Genomic DNA, 17,586 nt, shown 5'->3' with positions numbered 1-17,586 from the left:
TGCCGGGTGATATAGATCAGGAATCCATCAAAAAACCATCAAACAGATTCCATGGCCCATCTCTTTCTCGTCAAGGACATCGCCTTCCAGGCCGGATTGAGCACCGCGACGGTCGACCGGGTGTTGAACGGGCGGCCGGGTGTGCGCCAACAGACGGAAATGCGGGTGAAGGCGGCGATCGCCGAGCTCGAAAAGCAGCAGGCCGGGGCGGTGGCGAGCGGGCGCATGCTGGCGATCGACATCGTCATGGAGACGCCGCAGCGTTTCAGCGATGCGGTGCGCGCCGCCTTCGAGGCCGAGATGGCGGCCTTCCTGCCCGGTATCTTCCGATGCCGGTTCCATTTTGCCGAGATGATGAAGCCGGCCGAGATGGTGCAGCTTCTCGACCGCATCCGGCTGCGCGGCACACACGGCATCGTGCTCAAGGCGCCTGACGTTGCCGAGGTGGCTGCTGCCGTTGCGCGGGCGGATGCGGCCGGCATTCCCGTGGTGACGCTGGTGACCGACCTGCCGAATTCGGCACGCATCGCCTATGCCGGCGCCGACAACCGGGCGGCGGGCGAGACCGCGGCCTATCTCATCGGCGAAGTGCTTGCGAGCGGTGGCGGCAGGGTGCTGGTGACGCTGTCGAGCGGGCGGTTCCGCGGCGAGGAGGAGCGCGAGATCGGCTTTCGCCGCATCATCCGCGCCCATTATCCCGGGATCGGCATCACCGAAATCAGCGAGGGGCACGGCACCGACACGGCGACGGGAACACTCGCGGCGGCTGCCCTTGCCGCCGATCCCACGATCAATGCCGTCTATTCGATCGGTGGCGGCAACCGGGCGGTGCTGGCAGCCTTCGATGCGGCCAGACGCCCGGTCCACGCCTTCGTCGCCCATGATCTCGACGTCGACAACCGCGCCCTGCTTGCCGCCCGCCGGATCGGCTTCGTGCTGCACCATGATCTCAGAACCGATGCGCGTTCGGCCTTCAGGGCGATCATGGGCCGGGCGACGTCACCGGGTCGGGCGGTTCCGGCCTCGCTCTCATCGGTCGAAATCGTCACGCCCTACAACATGCCCGTCGGCGATTGAGCCAATTGGCTTCCTTCGATGCCGAATTCGGACTACAGCTTGGGCGAGAGTGAAGGTGAGCGGCATGGATTATAGTGACGTCAGCACAATTGCAGCCTGGATCACGGAGCAGGGCCTGAAGGGCGCTTCGGAAGCCGAGCTCATGATCGGTTTCTGCGCGGCCTGCCGGAATGCCGGCCTACCGCTCGACCGCGGACTGGCGCTGATGGATACGCTGCACCCGGTGCATGAGGGCCGAGCCTTCCGTTGGGACAGCGAGGAGGAGATCGAGACAGAGTTCGAATATGGCTCGACGAGCTCCGGCGAAGCCGCGGCGAACTGGCAGCGCTCGGCCTTTTATTATCTCTGGTCCAACAATGAACGGGAGATACGCCGACGTCTCGGCTTTGGCGATCCGATCGATTTCAGCCTGCTCGATACGATCGCTGAAGCCGGCCACACGGATTTCGTAGCGATGATCCATCGTTTCAGCGAGGCCGGCACGATCGGCGAAATGGATTGTTTCTTCTCGCATTTCGCGACCAAACATCCCGAGGGTTTTTCCGATCACGACCTCGCCATCCTGCGCAAGCTGGTGCCGGTGCTGGGGCTGGCGATCAAGTGTATCGGGCTCGGGCGCATCGCCCGCACCATCGCCGAAGTCTATCTCGGCGAGGACGCGGCGCGCCAGGTGATGGAAGGCAAGATCAGCCGCGGTAAATCGGAGCGGATTTCCGCCGCACTCTGGTTTTCGGATCTTCTGAACTACACCAAGATCTCCGACAGCGTGCCGCCTGAGGAGATCATCCCGCTGCTCAACGACTATAGCGAGGCGGTGATTACGGCCATCCACGAATCCGGCGGCAACGTGCTGAAGCTGATCGGCGACGGTGTGCTGGCGATCTTCAAGGGCGAGGTGCCGGCGGAGACCTGCCGTGCTGCGCTCAACGCCGAAGCGCTTCTGCGAGAAAAACTCGCCAAGCTGAATGGCGAACGCAAGGCCGACGACCGGCCAACGACGGATGTCTATATCGGCCTGCATATCGGCGACGTCTTTTACGGCAATATCGGCAGTCAGGACCGGCTGGACTTCACGGTCATCGGCCCCGCCGTCAACGAAGTCAGCCGCATTGCCTCGATGTGTCGCTCGGTCGATCTCAACCTGTTGATCTCTTCCGATTTCGCCACGGCGATACCCGAGGAACAGCGCGCGGCACTCGCCTGTGTCGGACGTTATGCGTTGCGCGGCGTGCAGCGCGCGCAGGAACTCTATACGCTCGATAACGCCCGGCTGAACGTCTGATCTTCGCAGGACGCAGGCCTATCGCAACAGTCCCTGGCCGCCGTCGATCCAGATCGGCGTCCCGGTGATGTGTCGAGCCCGGTCCGAGGCGAGGAAGAGAATGGTTTCGGCGACATCCTCGCTCTTGCCCGCTCTGCCGCCGGCGATGGGGATATCTCCCTGCGGCCAGATGACCGGAACCTCCGTCTCCTCGCGATGGCGGCTATCTGTGTTGGCGCCGATATTGGTCTCGATCTCGCCGGGGCAGACGGCATTGACGCGGATGCCGTGCCGGCCGAGTTCGAGCGCGAGCTGCTGGACCATGGCAACCTGGCCGGCCTTAGTTGCGGTGTAGGCGGTGGCGCCCGGCGTGGTGAATGTCCGGGTGCCGTTGATCGAGGAGACGACGACGATCGAGCCGCCATTCCTTTTCAGGTGGGGCACCGTCAGATGCAAGGTCAGATAGGTGCCGCGCAGATTGACGGCGATGGTCTTGTCCCATTCATCCGGCTTCAGATCGTCGATCGGCGCCCAGACGCCGTTGATCCCGGCATTGGCGACGACGATGTCGATGCCGTGGAACGTATCGGTGAGCTGCTCCACGGCGCTTCGCATCTGCGCCTCGTCGCTGGTATCAGCCGTCAGCGCGATGGATCCGCCGCCGGCGGCCTTGATCTCGGCGCAGGTCACTTCGACCTCGTCGGCCGTGCGACTCAGCACGGCGACCTTTGCTCCCTCGGCGGCAAGCCTCAGCGCGGCCGCCTTGCCGATGCCGGAACCGGCGCCCGTCACCAATGCGATCTTTCCCTTCAGCTCCATGGGTAGGCTCTCCTTGCCGGTTGACCGTAAGCCAATGTTCGGGATCATTGTTGGTTCCGGCAGAGAGTGCCTCGAGGGAGCTATCTGAGGAGCGTGTGTCTCAAGGCCCATTTCTCCGGTCCGTGGACGGCGGCAAAGAGCAGGCCGGCGAGGAAGGTGAAGTGATCGACGAAGAAGCCGAATTCGGCCTGGTTCTGCTGCCAATGGGATGGCCCGTGGAAGGCGAAGGCGAGGAAGATCACATAGATCCCTGCCAGCAGGCTGGCCTCGGTGAAGAAGGCCCCGGAGATGAAGGCGAGCGCCAAAGCGATCTCGAAGAAGGCTGCGAGCCAGGCAAGGAATGTCGCTATCGGAAAACCGGCAGCGGCGATGTAACCCGCCGTCGCGCCGATATCGGCGAATTTGAAGCCGGCGGCCATGAAGAAGACGAAACTGAAAATGATGCGAGCGACGATGATTGCGATTGCTCTGGCCATGCTGAAATCTCCTCTTTGAGCTTCCCCTATGACGGATAAGATGACCGAAATGCTACACGGCAGATAAAAAGGCCGCTCGCGCGACCAACCTTCAACTCAAAAGTGGAATGCTTTCAGTCGCGAACATCGTCGCAAAGACATGCGCAAAAGTCGGAGTTGGGGGATATTTGCGATAGAGTTCACCCCAGGCAGTTTTTCTCCAATGGTCAGGACTTCACAAGAAAGCCCTTGTTCGAGATTTCGCATTGCAACGGTGAACTAAAGGACTACCCGATGCACGCTAAAAATTTGGTCGGTATCTGGACCATCGATTCCTTTCAAATTGAGGACTGCGCAACAGGCCAGCGAACGCATCCTTGGGGCGAGCGCCCGTCGGGAATGGTGATGTTCAGTCCCGAAGGCCGCATGTCTGCCCTAATCACACCTGGTGGTCGATCACACCCAAAGACCGAAGGCGATGAGGCAGCAGCTTTCAGTTCGATGCTGGCTTACTCGGGCCGATATAGGGTCGAGCCGCCCAACCGGCTCGTTACCAGCGTCGACATCGCGTGGTTTGAGCCTTGGGTTGGGAGCGAGCAAGTCAGATACTTGGACTTATCGGGCGACAAGCTGACACTCACAAGTGCACCTCTGAATATGCCTCAACAGAATGCGCCGATGTTCGCCGTTGTGACTTGGAGGCGAGAACCGGCTCGGCAAAGCGGCTGATTTAAGGCGCCGCAAAAAAAGAGACATTCTGCGACAGTTCAATGCGAAGTGCGCTCTCACCATTCCGCGAAGCTGCCATCGGCGTGGCGCCAGATCGGATTGCGCCAGCGATGACCCTCCTTGGCGCGCTCGATGACATAGGCCTCGTCGACCTCGATGCCGAGACCAGGCCCTTGAGGGATCGAGACGAAACCGTCGGCATAGTGGAACACCTCCTTGTTGGAGATGTAGTCGAGAATGTCGTTGCCCTTATTGTAGTGGATGCCGAGGCTCTGTTCCTGGATGAAGGCATTGTAGCTGACGGCATCGACCTGCAGGCAGGCGGCGAGCGCGATCGGACCCAGCGGGCAATGCGGCGCCAGCGCCACGTCATAGGCTTCGGCCATCGCCGCGATCTTGCGGCATTCGGTGATGCCGCCGGCATGCGAAAGGTCCGGCTGGATGATGTCGACATAACCGTCGGAAAGGACCTGCTTGAAGTCCCAGCGCGAAAACAGCCGTTCGCCGAGCGCGATCGGCGTCGAGGTATGGTTGACGATATCGCGCAGCGCTTCCTTGTTTTCGGAGAGCACCGGCTCCTCGATAAACATCAGCTTGTAGGGATCGAGTTCCTTGGCGAGAACCTTGGCCATCGGCTTGTGCACGCGGCCATGGAAATCGACGCCGATGCCGATATGTGGGCCGATCGCCTCGCGGATGGCGGCGATGGTTTCGACCGCCTTTTCCACTTTCTCGTTGGTGTCGACGATCTGCATTTCTTCGCAGCCGTTGAGCTTGATCGCCTTGAAGCCGCGGGCAACCACCTCCCTGGCATTGTTGGCGACATCCGCGGGACGGTCGCCGCCGATCCAGGAATAGACTTTGATCCGATCACGCAGCTGGCCGCCAAGCAGGGAATGGATCGGCTGGCCGAGGGCCTTGCCCTTGATGTCCCACAGTGCCTGGTCGATGCCCGAGATCGCGCTCATGTGTACAGCGCCGCCGCGATAGAAACCGCCGCGATACATCACGGTCCAGTGGTCCTCGATCAGGAAGGGATCCTTGCCGATCAGATAGTCTTCCAGTTCGTGGACGGCGGCTTGGACGGTCAGTGCGCGGCCTTCGACGACCGGTTCGCCCCAGCCGACGATGCCCTCGTCGGTCTCGATCTTCAAAAACAGCCAGCGCGGCGGAACGATATAGGTGGTGAGTTTGGTGATCTTCATCGCTGCTCTTCAGTCTCTCTTCAGATTTTTGACCGGCGGCCAACCGCGGATTGTTTATTTCGTTCTGCCGATCGCCTTTTCGGCGGCGGCAAGGTCGCGCACCGCAAGATCGAGCATGCGGTTGGCGCAGTCGCGGGCGCCAGCCTTGTCGCGCATGCGCAGGGCCTCGACCAACTGGCCGTGAACGAGCACCGCATCCTCACGATTCTCGACGCCGATGTTGGATGCATGCAGCGCATATTTCAGCGCCGCATGGATGGCGCTCGACAGGCGGCGGAAGACTTGGTTGTGACTGGCGGTCAGCAGTACCGTGTGGAACATGACGTCGGCATCGGTGAAGCCTTCCGGGTCATGGGCGCTGTCGCGCATCTGTCGCCAGGCATTGTCGAGATCGGCGATCTCCTGGGCGCTGGCGCGCTCGGCGGCATATTCGGCTGCTGCCGGCTCGATGGTGCGGCGGGCTTCGAGAATGCAGCCGAGCAGGTCGAAATCCTTGATGTATGGCCCCATCCATTCCAGCACGTCGGCGTCGAGGATATTCCAGTCGTCCTTGTCGCAGACGGTGGTTCCGACCCTTGGTTTGCCGCGGACCAGCCCCTTTGATTCCAGCACTTTCAGCGATTCGCGTATGACGGTGCGGCTGACGCCGTAGAGTTCGCAGAGGTCGTTCTCGCGAGGCAGCGGCGCGCCCGAGGGATAGCGGTCCGCACAGATATCCTGAGCGATTGCCGCCGTGACGTTCCGGCGGACACGCGGGCGCTTCTCAGTACCAGGGCTTTCGGCCTCGCCCTGTCGCTCGATTGTTTCCAACTCACCTCTCCGCTCTATCTCTGGCGCTAGGCAATCGAACCTCATTATCCGAATTCGATCCGCGATGCGACGCTCCTCCGAGGCCTTTGTCGATAATCCTATTATTCCAATCATCATACATTGGCAATTGACTGGTATGATGATTTGTCATAATTCATTGGGCGCTGCCGGGGAGGCAGTTGCTCGGTTTCAAGAGTTCAGGGAGAGAGAAATGCGCTCGTTCAAAGCAGCCATCCTGGCTGGCACTTTCGCCATTCTGGCCGCCGGCTCGGCATTTTCGGCAGACGTCAAGATAGGGTTCATCGTCAAGCAGCCCGAAGAGCCGTGGTTCCAGGACGAATGGAAGTTCGCCGACCAGGCCGCCAAGGAAAAAGGCTTCACGGTCGTCAAGATCGGCGCCGAAGACGGCGAGAAGGTCCAGTCGGCGATCGACAATCTCGGCGCCCAAGGTGCGCAGGGCTTCATCATCTGCACGCCCGACGTCAAGCTCGGCCCCGGTATCGTCGCCAAGGCGGAAGCCAACCAGCTGAAGGTGATGACGGTCGACGACCGTCTCGTCAGCGCCGACGGCAAACCGCTGGAAGACGTGCCGCATATGGGCATCTCCGCTACGAAAATCGGCGAGACCGTCGGTCAGGCGATCGTCGACGAGATCAAGAAGCGCGGCTGGGACATGAAGAATGTCGGCGCTGTCCGGGTCTCCTATGACCAGCTGCCGACTGCCGTTGACCGCGTCGACGGCGTGATCGCGGTGCTGAAGTCCGCCGGTTTCCCGGCCGAAAACATCTATGACGCTCCGCAGGCAAAGACGGATACCGAAGCGGCGCTTAATGCGGCGACCACTGTTCTCAACAAACATGCCGAGGTCAAATACTGGGTCGCCTTCGGTCTCAACGACGAAGCCGTGCTCGGCGCCGTCCGCGCTTCGGAATCGGTCGGTATTCCCGCGGCCAACGTTATCGGCGTCGGCATTGGCGGTGCGGAATCGGCGATCAACGAATTCAAGAAGCCGACGGCCACGGGATTTTTCGGCACGGTCATCATCTCGCCGAAGCGTCATGGCTACGAGACGGCGCTCAACATGTACGACTGGATCGCCAACGACAAGGAGCCGGCAAAGCTGACCCTCACTTCCGGTTCGCTGGCGCTGCGGGGCGATTACGAAAAGGTCCGCAAGGATCTTGGCATCGAGTGATCATCCCAGGATGATATGTCCGGCGGCCGCTCCGCGTGCCGTCGGGTCCTTCTCGGCGGAGCGGCGATGGCTTTCCTCGAATTCAACAATATCTCCAAGGGTTATCCCGGCGTGCAGGCGCTGGCGAATGTTTCCTTCTCCGTCGAGAAGGGCACAGTGCACGGACTGATGGGCGAAAACGGTGCCGGCAAATCGACGCTGATCCGCGTCCTATCCGGCGATCAGGCTGCCGATGACGGCCGCATCCTGATCGGGGGGGAGGAGCAGAAATACGGCTCCGTTCGCGACGCTTTCCATGCCGGCGTCATCGTCATCCATCAGGAACTGCAGCTCGTTGCGGAGTTGACGGTCGCCGAAAATCTCTGGCTCGGGCGTTTTCCGGCCAAGGGCGGCATCATCCATTCGAAGACGCTGATCGAGACGGTGCGCTCGAAGCTCGAGGAGATCGGCATCGATGTCGATCCGTCGGCCAAGGTCGCCTCGCTATCGATCGGCGCCCGGCAGATGGTCGAGATCGCCAAGGCCGTCATGCTCGACGCACGGGTGATCGCGCTTGACGAGCCGACCTCCTCGCTTTCCTCGCGCGAAAGCGAAATCCTGTTTTCCCTCATCGACAGGCTGAAGGCCAAGGGAACGGTCATTCTCTACGTCTCGCATCGTCTCGACGAGATTTTTCGGCTTTGCGACAGCCTGACGGTACTGCGCGACGGCAAGCTTGCCGCTCACCATCCGGACATTGCCGAAACGACGCGCGAGCAGATCATCTCGGAAATGGTCGGGCGCGAGATCAGCAATGTCTGGGGATGGCGCGAACGTCCGCTCGGCGATATCAGGCTCGAGGTCAAGGGCCTGTCGGGGCCGAGGCTGCGCAACCCGATCAGTTTCTCTGTCCGCCAGGGCGAGATCCTCGGTTTCTTCGGTCTGATCGGCGCCGGCCGCAGCGAGATGGCGCGGCTGCTTTACGGCGCCGATACCAGGCATCAGGGTCAGGTCGCGATCGATGGCGTTGCCGTCTCGTCGAACAATCCGAAGGCGGCGATCAATGCCGGCATGGTGCTTTGCCCCGAGGACCGCAAATTCGACGGCATCGTCCAGGGGCGATCGATCGAAGAGAATATCGCGATTTCGTCGCGCCGGCATTTCTCGCCTTTCGGCATTCTGAGCCCGAGACAGGAAGCGGCACTGGCGGATCGGTTCATTGCCCGGCTTCGGGTGCGAACGCCGTCACGCAAGCAGGACATCATCAATCTGTCCGGCGGCAACCAGCAGAAGGTCATTCTCGGCCGCTGGCTGTCCGAGCAGGGGATCAAGGTCCTGGTCATCGACGAGCCGACGCGCGGTATCGATGTCGGGGCGAAATCGGAAATCTACGACATCCTTTACGAACTCGCGGCCGGCGGCATGGCGATCGTGGTGATCTCAAGCGAGCTGCCTGAAGTCATGGGCGTTTCCGATCGCATCATGGTGATGTGCCAGGGCAGAGTGGCGGCCAATGTTGCCCGTCAGGATTTCGACGAGCGCGCCATTCTGACGGCGGCACTCCCGGACAAAAATGCGGCAGGCATCATTCAGGACCAGGAATACGGACAATGAATTCGTTGAAAAAAATTCTTCTCGGCGAGCAGGGGCTGGTGGTGATTTTCGCTGCCGCCTTCGTCATCGTCTCGCTCTTCGTTCCGAATTTCCTGACCGAGCGTAACATGCTGGGGCTACTCCAGTCGGTCGTCACGATCGGCATTGTCGCCTGCACGATGATGTTTTGCCTGGCGTCGCGCGATTTCGATCTTTCGGTCGGGTCGATCGTCGCCTTCTCAGGCATGATCGCCGTGATGGTCTCGAACGCCACGGGCTCCATTCCTCTCGGATTGCTCGCCGCCCTGCTTTGCGGCGCCGTCGTTGGCTTGGTCAACGGCATCGTCATCGCCCGCTTTCGCATCAATGCGCTGATCACCACGCTGGCGACCATGCAGATCGTGCGCGGTCTGGCGCTGATCGCCTCGGACGGCCGCGCCGTCGGCATCAACGATCCTGCCTTCTATCAGCTTGCCCTATCGCGCTTCCTGACTGTGCCGACACCGATCTGGATCATGCTGGTGCTTTTTCTGCTCTTCGGTTTCGTGCTCAATCGCACCGTCTTCGGCAAGAATACGCTGGCGATCGGCGGCAATCCGGAGGCCTCGCGGCTTGCCGGCGTTAATGTCGTCAACATGCGCATCTGGATCTTTGCGCTGCAGGGGCTCGTCTGCGGCATTGCCGGCATCCTGCTTGCCTCGCGCATCACCTCCGGTCAGCCGAATGCGGCGACAGGGCTTGAGCTTTCGGTGATTTCGGCCTGCGTTCTCGGCGGCGTTTCACTAGCCGGCGGCCGGGCGGCGATGAGCGGCGTCATCGTCGGCGTGCTGATCATGGGCATTGCCGAAAACGTTATGAATCTGCTGAATATCCAGGCATTCTATCAGTATGTCGTGCGCGGGTTGATCCTGCTGATCGCGGTGCTGCTCGACAATTTGAGATCTTCGGCTGCGGGACGGCGCGGATGAGTGAAGGACAGGCGGTGAGCGGCATCGAACTGAGGCACGGTGATCTCGCCGTCCGGGTCAGCCCCCAGGGTGCCGCGGTCACCGCCGCGACTTTTCGAGGCATGCCCTTTCTCGTGGCCGCCGGCGGGCCTGACGGGGCGATGGCGAATTTTGCGATGGTGCCGTTCGGCAATCGCGTCGAAGACAACGCCATGTCCTTTGCCGGACGCAACTATGCCTTCCAGCCGAATACCTCAGATCCGCTCTATCGGCACGGCGATGGCTGGCTGAGCCTCTGGCAGCTTGAAGACTCCAGCCCGGAGCATGCGGAGTTTTCCTTCTCCCGCGCCGCCGACAGGGTTTCACCCTATGCCTATCTGACCCGGCAGGAAATCCGTCTCGCCGGTAATGCACTGGTGCTGACGCTTTCTGTCGAAAACCGCGGCGAAGCGGCTCTCCCCTTCGGGCTCGGGCAACATCCCTTTTTCGCACGGACGCCAAAGACGCGACTGACGATTGCGGCCGATCGCTATTGGAACGAGCGGCCGGACCATCTGCCTGACATGCCCGGCCCTGTACCCGATTATTTCGACTTCGGATCCGAAAAGCTGTTGCCGGACAGATGGATGAACAATGCCTTCGAGGGCTGGAATGGGCAGGCGGCCATCGCCTGGCCGGAACTTGGAATTCAGGCGGCGCTGGAAGCCGACGGCGCGCTCGATCGCTTCATGCTCTATATGCCGGTGGACCGGAGCGATTTCTTCTGCCTCGAGCCGATGAGCCACCTGCCGAACGGCCACCACCTGCCTGATCTGGGTGGGCTGACGCCGCTTGCGCCCGGCGAAACTCTTGCCGGCGGGGTGACGATCCTGATGTCGGGGCTGCCGGTTCAATCGGAGGGGAGATAGATGGGCAGCCGCCTGGAGGGCAAGCACATCCTGATAACGGGTGCCGCGCAGGGTATCGGTCTTGCGATTGCAAAGGCTTTTATGCGGGAGGATGCCGCCGTCTTTCTCGTCGACCGCGACGCCGCACTGCTGGCGAAGACAGCGAAAGAGCTTAAAGGCATCGGTGGCCGGCTTGGTTATCTGCCGGCCGATATTACCGATGCCGGCACGATCACGACATTGGTCGCCCAGGCAAACGAAGAGATCGGACAGCTGAATGCGCTGGTCAACAATGCCGGTGTCAATGTCTTTGCCGAGCCGCTCGAGACGACGGACGAGGTGTGGAACCGCTGCTTCGACATCAATCTGAAGGGCGCGTGGAACTGCTGCAAGGCGGTGCTGCCTGGCCTGATCGAACAGGGCGGCGGCGTCATCCTCAACATTGCTTCGACGCACGCTTTCACCATCATCCCGCACACATTTCCTTATCCGCTGGCAAAACACGCGCTTCTTGGAATGACGAAATCCCTGGGTGTCGAGTATGCGGCCCGCAATATTCGGGTAAACGCGCTGGCGCCCGGCTATGTCTCGACGCAGAAAGTGATCGACTACTGGAACAGCTTTCCGGATCCCGAGGCGGCCAAAGCCGAGACGATGAGGCTGCATCCCGGCGGGCGCATCGCGACGCCTGAGGAGATCGCCATGGCGGCCGTGTTCATGATCTCAGACGAGTGCCCATTCATGAATGCCACCTGTCTGACGATCGATGGCGGCCTCAGCGTACTTCAGCATCCAGCCTGAAAGCGCTTCGATTTCGGCTGATTTTTACAGGCCTGTCGTCTTCTCGCGATAGAGCATTATATTGCCAATCGGGAAGGCTATCTGATCTTCCGCGGGCATCGAGCGGCGCCCCGCCGCTCGCCTGAAAGCACAATCGAAACAGGAGGACGGCATGCAGATCAATCGCACGGCTTCGGCCCATTGGACCGGTGGCCTCAAAGACGGCAAAGGCCTGATCTCGACGCAGAGCGGCGCCCTGAAGGATTATCCCTACGGCTTCGCCAGCCGCTTCGAAGGCATTGCCGGCACCAACCCGGAAGAGCTGATAGGTGCTGCCCATGCCGGCTGCTTCACCATGGCGCTGTCATTGATCCTCGGCGAAGCCGGATTTACCGCCGAGCATATGGAAACCTCCGCCAAGGTGACGCTCGAAAGCGTCGAGGGCGGCTTTGCCATCACCGCCATCCACCTTTCCCTCACCGGTCGTATTCCCGGCGCCGATGAGGCGACCTTCACCGAACTTGCCAACAAGGCGAAGGCCGGCTGCCCGGTTTCCAAGGCGCTCGCCTCTGTTCCGATCACGCTCGACATCAAACTCGGCTGATTTCCGTTGCCGCTGACGAGGTGCCGCGCGCGTTTGGCGTCGCGGCACTTTTCAATTGGGTTCGATAGCGTTCGATCGCTTCGGAAAAATCCCCATCTACAAATGAACGCGCACCGGGGCATCTCGCCCGAGCGCTCGGCTGGTTGACAAATGACGCGTGATATTTTACGACTGACGAAATTCAAAAATCGTCAGTCGTAATTCGGGCATCGAAACCATGGACGACATCACGGAAAATACACTCGACGTCACGCGGCAGGAGAATGTCACCCGCATTCTCGACGCGGCTGAACGGCTGTTTCGCCACTATGGCTACAGCAAGACGACGGTGGCTGACATCGCCCGCGATCTCGGCATGTCGCCGGCCAATATCTATCGGTTCTTCGCCTCCAAGGTGGAGATCCACCAGGCGCTCTGCGGGCGCATGCTCGCCACTGCCTATCAAATCGCCTACGACATCCGCCATCAGCCGATCAGCGCCAGCGAACGGCTGCGTCGTTATGTCATGACCCAGCATCAGTTGACGCTCGATCTGATGCTCGACGAAATGAAGGTGCACGAGATGATCATCGTCGCGATCGAACGCGACTGGCATGTCATCGAGAAACATATCGACCGCGTCCACGATCTCATTGCCGAAATCATCGCCGAAGGCATTGCAGCCGGAGAATTCGCCGAGCAGGACCCGGTCGTTGCCTCGCGCTGCTTCGGTGCGGCGACGATCAATCTCTGCCATCCGCAGATGGTGGCGCAATGTCTTGCCAAAACCAACCGCGCGAGCGTCGACGAACTGATCGACTACGTGATCAGGGCGCTGAAGAAATAACGGACGGCAGCCGCCGCCGAACCCCCAAAACCATCCAGGAGTGCGGAAGATGTTTTCGCTCAAGAGCCTCAGCCATCGCATGCCGTCCGTCGCCCGCCTTGTGTTTGTCGGCGCTATCGGCATCGGCGTTTCCGCCTGCTCGGAAGAGAAGGCCGAGGTCAAGCAGGTTATCCGGCCGGTGAAGGTCGTCGAGATCGCCAAGGCCGGCGACACCCGCAAACTCGACTATTCGGGCTCGGTCAAGGCGCGCACGGAGATGAACCTCGGGTTTCGCGTTGCCGGAAAGATCACCGAACGCCTCGTCGATATCGGCGACCGGGTGACGCCGGGCGACGTTCTTGCCCGCGTCGACGCCACCGATTACCAACTGGCGGTCAGAACGGCGGAGGCCAATCTTGCCTCGGCCGAAAGAGGCGTTGAAACCGCCGATCTCGCCAACAAACGCGCCGAGCAGCTTTTCGACAAGAGTGTCGCCCCGAAGTCGCAGGTCGAGCAGGCTTCGCTCAGCCATGACCAGGCGATCTCGCAGCGCGACGCCGCCCTGTCTGCGCTCGATCAGGCGAAGAACCAGGTGAGCTACACCGAGCTCAAGGCCGGTCAGAACGGCATCGTCACCGCGATCAATGCCGATACCGGCCAAGTCGTCGGTTCCGGCACCGCGGTCGTCACCGTTGCCGTCGACGGCGAGAAGGAAGTGCAGATCGCGGTTCCGGAAAACGACATTGCGGAATTCAAGCCGGGCAAGACGGTCAAGACAAGCTTCTGGGCCGACAGTAAATTGGTGCTGGACGGCAAGGTGCGGGAGGTTTCCGGCAGCGCCGACCAGCAATCGCGCACCTTTGCGGTGCGGGTGAGCCTGCCGAACGATCCGCAGGTGTTGCTCGGCATGACGGCGACGATCGAGGCCGATGTCAGCAACGGCAACAGCTATGTCTCGATCCCGCTCAGCGCACTGGCTGAAAAGGACGGCAAGCAGATGGTCTGGACCGTCGACCGCGATACGGCGACCGTGCATGGCCGCGACATCAAGGTCGCCGATTTCACCGGCGATGGCGTGCATGTGACCGAGGGCCTTGATACCGGCGATCTCGTCGTTGCCGCCGGCACGCAGTTCATGACCGAAAATCTGAAGGTGAAGGTGCCCAACCAGCAATCGGCGCTCGCCGATACAGACCAGACCGTCCGCTGATCGCGTCGCAAAGGGGAAGAAAACCATGGACGCCAACACCACCGAAAAGCGGCCCTTCAATCTGTCGCGCTGGGCAATCGGCCATCCGAGCATCGCCCGCTTCCTCTTCGGGCTGATCATCATCACCGGCGTGCTCGGCCTGATGCGCATGGGCCAACGTGAGGACCCCGAATTCACCTTCCGCGTCATGGTCGTTCAGGCGATCTGGCCGGGCGCTTCCATCCAGGAGATGGAAGATCAGGTCGTCAACAAGATCGAACGCAAGCTACAGGAAACGCCGCATATCGACTGGGTCAAGTCCTATACCCGGGCGGGCAGCGCGATCATCACTCTGCAGGTGAAGGGCGACACGAATTCGAAAGACGTGGCGGATGCCTTCTACCAGGTGCGCAAGAAGGTCGGCGATATTTCCAGCGAGCTGCCGCAGGACCTGCTCGGCCCCTATTTCAACGACGAGTTCGGCGATACTTTCATCACGCTGCATTCGATCAGCGGCGACGGCTATTCCTATCCGGAACTGAAGAAATTCGCGATCCAGGCGCGCGACATGCTGCTGACGACGCCAGGTGTCGAGAAGGCGGTGATCATCGGCGACCAGCCTGAGAAAATCTATATCGACGTCTCGTCCAAGGCGCTCGCCGAGCGCGGCCTGACCATCCTCGATCTGCAGAACGCCATCAAGGGCCAGAACAACGTCGATCCGGCCGGCTCCGTCGATACCGGCCTGCGCTCGGTGCGCATCTCAGTCGAAGGCGACGTGAAGAAGGCGGCCGATATCCGCGAGCTGCGCCTTCGCGCCGGCGGCCAGGTGACCCGGCTCGGCGATATCGCCACCGTCAGTTCCGGGCTCGAAGATCCCTATCAGCGCAAGTATCGTTTCAACGGCCATGACAGCGTTCAGGTCGGCGTCGTGATGGCCAAGGGCTTCAACGTGACCGATGTCGGCAAGGGCGTCGAGGCGATCTATCAGCGCTTCGAGGAAGCGCTGCCCTACGGCGTCGCCGTCGATCAGATCGCCAACCAGCCCGACGTGGTGACCGATGCGGTCAGCGAATTCATGCATGCGCTCGGCGAAGCCCTTGTCATCGTGCTGATCGTCTCGTTCCTGTCGATCGGCTGGCGCTCGGGTCTCGTCATCGCCATTGCCATTCCGCTGGTGCTCGCCGCCACCTTCGCGCTGATGTACGAACTCGGTATCGATCTGCAGCGCATCTCGCTCGGGGCGCTGATCATCGCCCTCGGCCTGCTCGTCGACGATGCGATGATTGTCGTCGAGATGATGGAGCGAAAGCTGGAGGAGGGGCTGGTCAAGATCGAAGCGGCAAGCTTCGCCTATTCCTCGACCGCCTTCCCGATGCTGACGGGCACGCTGATCACCACGGCCGGCTTCATTCCCGTCGGCTTTGCCGCATCGACGGCCGGCGAATATGTGCGTTCGCTGTTTTATGTCGTCGGCATCGCGCTTGTCACCTCGTGGTTTGTCGCCGTCTATTTCACGCCGTGGCTCGGCTACATGATCCTCAAGCAGCGCCATCACGCCGGCGAGCATCACGATGCCTTCGATACGAGCTTTTATCGCCGTCTGCGCGGCACGGTCGGCTGGGCGGTGCGCCACCGGGTCATCGTGCTGCTCTTGACGCTCGGCACCTTCGTCACCAGCCTCTGGGCCTTCCAGTTCATTCCGCAGAATTTCTTCCCGCAATCGTCGCGGCCGGAAATCCTCGTCGATCTGTGGCTGCCCGAGGGCACCAGCATCAAGGAAGTCGAGGTCCAGGCAAAGGCGCTCGAAGCCAAGATGATGGATGATCCCGACAAGAAGTTCATCGCCACCTATATCGGCGAAGGCGCGCCGCGCTTCTTCCTGCCGCTTGACCAGCAGCTGCGCAATCCGAACTTCGCCCAGCTTCTCGTCATGGCCAATGACGAACCGGCGCGCGAGAGGCTGATCGTCAAGCTGCGGGCGATTCTTGCGGAAGATTTCCCGGAGATTCGCGGCAAGGTCGACCGGCTCTTCCTCGGCCCTCCCACAGGCTGGCCGGTGCAGATGCGCGTCATGGGACCGGACCGCCAGGAAGTGCGGGCAATCGCTGACCAGGTGAAGGCACGCTTCCAGGCCAACCCGATGCTCGGCGCCATCCATGACGACTGGCTGGAACAGGTGCCGGCAATGAAGCTGGTCATCGACCAGGACCGCGCCCGGGCCCTTGGCGTCACCTCGCAGCGGGTGCGCCAGATGCTGCAGACCGCCATGTCGGGAGCCGCCCTCGACGATTTCCGCGACGGCGAGGAAACGGTCTCGATCGTCGCCCGCGAACCGGATGCCAGTCGTTCGCTGCTGTCGGCGGTGAACTCGGTCTATGTGCCGACGGATTTCGGCGGCTTCGTGCCGGTCTCGCAGGTTGCCAAGGTCGTGCCGGTCATGGAGCAGGGCATCGAATGGCGGCGCGACAGGCTGCCGACGATCACCGTGCGGGCGACGCTGCCCGATGGCGTGCAGCCGAACGACGTGGTGATGAAGATGTATGCCGACATGAAGGACATGCGCGACAGCCTGCCGGCCGGCTACAATGTCGAAATCCAGGGCGGCGCCGAGGATGCGGCGGAAAGCCAGATGTCGATTGCCGCCAAGGCGCCGATCATGCTTGCCGTCATCATCGTGCTGCTGATGGTGCAGTTGCAGCATTTCGGCAAGGCAATGCTGGTGTTGGCGACCGGGCCGCTCGGCATCATCGGCGCGGCCGCCGCCTTGCTGATCAGCGGCGCGCCCTTCGGCTTCGTGGCGATCCTCGGGGTCATCGCGCTGCTCGGCATTATCATGCGCAACTCGATCATCCTGGTCGATCAGATCGACCAGGATATCAAGGCCGGCATGCACAGGCAGGAGGCGATCGTCGGTGCTGCCGTGCGGCGCTTCCGGCCGATCATGCTGACGGCACTGACCGCCGTTCTGGCACTGATCCCAATCTCGCGCGGCGTCTTCTGGGGTCCGCTCGCCTACGCGATGATGGGCGGTATCCTGGTTGCGACTGTGCTCACCATTCTGGTTCTGCCTGCCGGTTACGCGCTTTTCTTCGGCCGGGAGCCGAAGGCAAAGGACGAGCCAGGTCAGGATGCCGACGCCATCCAGGAAGAGGCGGATGACAGACATCCGCCGGCGTTGGCAGCAGAGTGAAAACGGCGCGGCGAAAGCCGCGCCGTTTTCCTTAGAGGTCGCAGATCCCTATCAAAAC

Annotated in this window: 16 protein-coding genes; 12 read left to right on the top strand and 4 right to left on the bottom strand. The window is 61.4% G+C overall.

Going from position 1 to position 17,586, the window contains the following annotated elements; all coding sequences use genetic code 11:
* The first annotated feature begins 51 nt into the window (after positions 1–51).
* Complete coding sequence (locus tag GR197_RS08785) at positions 52–1,077, top strand: LacI family DNA-binding transcriptional regulator (RefSeq protein ID WP_164008535.1); 1,026 nt, start codon at positions 52–54, stop codon at positions 1,075–1,077.
* Positions 1,078–1,141: 64 nt separating this feature from the next.
* Positions 1,142–2,359, top strand: a complete 1,218-nt coding sequence (locus GR197_RS08780) for an adenylate/guanylate cyclase domain-containing protein (protein ID WP_164008533.1) — start codon at positions 1,142–1,144, stop codon at positions 2,357–2,359.
* An 18-nt stretch (positions 2,360–2,377) separates the two neighbouring features.
* Here the strand turns inward: GR197_RS08780 and GR197_RS08775 are convergent, their stop codons facing one another.
* Complete coding sequence (locus GR197_RS08775; protein ID WP_164008579.1) at positions 2,378–3,157, bottom strand: SDR family oxidoreductase; 780 nt, start codon at positions 3,155–3,157, stop codon at positions 2,378–2,380.
* An 80-nt stretch (positions 3,158–3,237) separates the two neighbouring features.
* Positions 3,238–3,633, bottom strand: coding sequence for a DoxX family protein (locus GR197_RS08770; protein ID WP_164008531.1), 396 nt, complete (start codon positions 3,631–3,633; stop codon positions 3,238–3,240).
* A gap of 273 nt (positions 3,634–3,906) precedes the next feature.
* Here GR197_RS08770 and GR197_RS32855 point away from each other — a divergent pair, with 273 nt between their 5' ends.
* Complete coding sequence (locus GR197_RS32855) at positions 3,907–4,341, top strand: lipocalin-like domain-containing protein (protein WP_432444197.1); 435 nt, start codon at positions 3,907–3,909, stop codon at positions 4,339–4,341.
* Between the two features lie 56 nt (positions 4,342–4,397).
* Here GR197_RS32855 and dgoD read toward each other — a convergent pair whose 3' ends face one another.
* Both dgoD and GR197_RS08755 read right to left on the bottom strand, forming a co-directional pair.
* A complete protein-coding gene (gene dgoD, locus GR197_RS08760) occupies positions 4,398–5,546 on the bottom strand; it encodes a galactonate dehydratase (RefSeq protein ID WP_164008527.1) in 1,149 nt (382 codons plus the stop codon).
* Positions 5,547–5,600: 54 nt separating this feature from the next.
* A complete protein-coding gene (locus tag GR197_RS08755) occupies positions 5,601–6,356 on the bottom strand; it encodes a FadR/GntR family transcriptional regulator (RefSeq protein WP_164008525.1) in 756 nt (251 codons plus the stop codon).
* A 211-nt stretch (positions 6,357–6,567) separates the two neighbouring features.
* Here GR197_RS08755 and GR197_RS08750 point away from each other — a divergent pair, with 211 nt between their 5' ends.
* From GR197_RS08750 to GR197_RS08710, 9 genes are all read left to right on the top strand, one after another.
* On the top strand, positions 6,568–7,551 hold the full coding sequence (locus tag GR197_RS08750) for an arabinose ABC transporter substrate-binding protein (protein ID WP_164008523.1): 984 nt from the start codon (positions 6,568–6,570) through the stop codon (positions 7,549–7,551).
* Positions 7,552–7,617: 66 nt separating this feature from the next.
* On the top strand, positions 7,618–9,144 hold the full coding sequence (araG, locus tag GR197_RS08745; RefSeq protein WP_164008521.1) for an L-arabinose ABC transporter ATP-binding protein AraG: 1,527 nt from the start codon (positions 7,618–7,620) through the stop codon (positions 9,142–9,144).
* Complete coding sequence (gene araH / locus GR197_RS08740) at positions 9,141–10,091, top strand: L-arabinose ABC transporter permease AraH (RefSeq protein WP_164008519.1); 951 nt, start codon at positions 9,141–9,143, stop codon at positions 10,089–10,091. Before araG ends, araH begins: the two co-directional genes overlap by 4 nt.
* Positions 10,088–10,978 (top strand): aldose 1-epimerase, encoded by an 891-nt coding sequence (locus GR197_RS08735; RefSeq protein WP_164008517.1) that lies wholly within the window; start codon positions 10,088–10,090, stop codon positions 10,976–10,978. The genes araH and GR197_RS08735 overlap by 4 nt, the downstream gene beginning before the upstream one ends.
* The gene (locus GR197_RS08730; protein ID WP_164008515.1) at positions 10,979–11,758 is read left to right on the top strand and encodes an SDR family oxidoreductase; all 780 of its coding nucleotides are present in this window, start codon (positions 10,979–10,981) and stop codon (positions 11,756–11,758) included.
* A 151-nt stretch (positions 11,759–11,909) separates the two neighbouring features.
* Positions 11,910–12,341 carry an OsmC family protein gene (locus GR197_RS08725; RefSeq protein ID WP_164008513.1) on the top strand — a complete coding sequence of 144 codons (432 nt, stop codon included), beginning with the start codon at positions 11,910–11,912 and terminating at the stop codon, positions 12,339–12,341.
* Positions 12,342–12,558: 217 nt separating this feature from the next.
* On the top strand, positions 12,559–13,167 hold the full coding sequence (locus tag GR197_RS08720; RefSeq protein WP_164008511.1) for a TetR family transcriptional regulator: 609 nt from the start codon (positions 12,559–12,561) through the stop codon (positions 13,165–13,167).
* A gap of 49 nt (positions 13,168–13,216) precedes the next feature.
* Entirely contained in the window at positions 13,217–14,356 is a 1,140-nt protein-coding gene (locus GR197_RS08715) for an efflux RND transporter periplasmic adaptor subunit (protein ID WP_164008508.1), read from the top strand.
* Between the two features lie 25 nt (positions 14,357–14,381).
* Positions 14,382–17,528, top strand: a complete 3,147-nt coding sequence (locus GR197_RS08710) for an efflux RND transporter permease subunit (RefSeq protein ID WP_164008506.1) — start codon at positions 14,382–14,384, stop codon at positions 17,526–17,528.
* The last annotated feature ends 58 nt before the right edge of the window (positions 17,529–17,586 follow it).

The organism is Rhizobium phaseoli, from assembly GCF_010668805.1.
Classification (GTDB): Bacteria; Pseudomonadota; Alphaproteobacteria; order Rhizobiales; family Rhizobiaceae; genus Rhizobium; species Rhizobium phaseoli_A.
This window is presented reverse-complemented; position numbering and strand designations above follow the sequence as displayed.